Below are 1604 nucleotides of genomic sequence, written 5' to 3'. Positions count from 1 at the left end.
GGTGGCCCGGACCCCGCAACGGCTGAACATGGAGGTCCTGGCCGCCCTGTGCGACATCCTGGACTGCGAACCGAACGACCTGCTGGTCCCCACCGCCGTCGAGGACCAGACCGCCAAGACCGGGACCGGGGACAGCGGTCCAGGGATCGGGGACCTGCGCCCGATCCGGGCCCGGGTCCGCCGCCCGCCCGAGGACGGATGAGCCCACGGGCGCGGTTGCCGCGCCAGGACTGCGCGCACTGCGGGCGACACGACCGGTGCACCCGGATCGTCCTGGAGGAGGCGGTCTGCCAGCGCTGCACCCTGCGCTTCGCCCGCACAGCCACGGCCTGCCCCGGTTGCGCGAACATCAGGGTGCTGGCCTTCTACGACACCGCACGCCGGCCGGCGTGCGCGCCCTGCACCGGCAACGAGGCCATCTACGCCTGCACCGCCTGCGGGCGGGAGGACTCCCCGTGGGGCCGGCTGTGCGGGCACTGCGCCCTGAAGGAGAAGACCACCACGCTGCTGTCCGGCCCCGACGGCGGCATCCATCCCCGGCTGCGGCCGGTGTACGACGCCCTGATCTGCGGGCCACGACCACAGACCACCTTGTATTGGTTCACCCGCTCCACCGGCCCGGCCACCCTGGGCGCGATGGCCCGCGGCGAGCTCGACATCTCCCACGCGACCTTCGAGGCCATGCCCGCGAGCAAGACGAACAGCTACCTGCGCGACCTGCTCACCGCCCTGGGGGTCCTGCCGCCCTTCCACGCCGAGCTCGAGCGGGTCAGCCCGTGGCTGGCGGAGCTGCTGAGCACCCTGCCGGCCGGGCAGTCCGAGGTACTGGCCCGGTTCGCCCGCTGGCAGGTGCTGAGCAGGCTGCGCCGCCAGGAGCAGCACGGGACCCTCACCCACGGCGCGATCTCCGCCGCGCGGGCCACCATCGTCGTCACCGCCCGCTTCATGACCTGGCTCACCAAGGACGGCACCGACCTGACCGACATCGACCAGGACGACCTGGACCGGTACGCGCAGCAGCACCGCGCCCGCGCCCTCGCGCTGCGACCGTTCCTGGCCTGGCGCGCCCGCACCGGCCTCGGAGGGGATCTGTCCGCGGCCACCCGCCCCACCACCCAGCCCGCCGTCACCCTCTCCGACGAGGACAGGTGGGCACACGTCCAGCTGCTCCTGCACGACGACACGATCCGCCTCTACGCCCGCGTCGCCGGCCTGTTCGTCCTGCTCTACGCCCAACCCCTGGCCCGGGTTTGTCGCATGCGCGCCCACCAGATCACCGTCCACCCCGACGGCGTCACCACAGCCACGTTCGACACCTTCCCCGTCGAGCTGCCCGACCCGCTCGACCGCCTCGTCCGCACCCACCTGACCCGTCGCGGGCAGGCCTCCTACGTCAGCCGTCCCGACACCTGGCTCTTCCCCGGCGGCATCCCCGGCAAGCACCTGGCCACCGAGAACGTCCGCGCCCAACTCGTCGAACGCGGCATCCAACCCAGGGCAGCCCGCAACGCCGCCATGTTCCAGCTCGCCGCGAGCATGCCCACCCCGATCCTCGCCGACATCCTCGGCCTGGCACCCAACACCGCGACCCGGTGGGCCGCCCT

2 protein-coding genes are annotated in these 1604 nt (G+C 73.1%); both read left to right on the top strand.

From position 1 onward, the window contains the following. On the top strand, positions 1–202 hold a 202-nt coding region (locus BJF81_RS12895), incomplete at its 5' end, for a helix-turn-helix domain-containing protein (RefSeq protein ID WP_143780850.1). Further along, a partial coding sequence (locus BJF81_RS12890; protein ID WP_187345514.1) for a hypothetical protein occupies positions 199–1604 on the top strand: 1406 nt, incomplete at its 3' end. The genes BJF81_RS12895 and BJF81_RS12890, both read left to right, overlap by 4 nt.

This window comes from Ornithinimicrobium sp. CNJ-824 (assembly GCF_001942405.1).
Lineage (GTDB): Bacteria > Actinomycetota > Actinomycetes > Actinomycetales > Dermatophilaceae > Ornithinicoccus > Ornithinicoccus kibberensis.
This window is presented reverse-complemented; position numbering and strand designations above follow the sequence as displayed.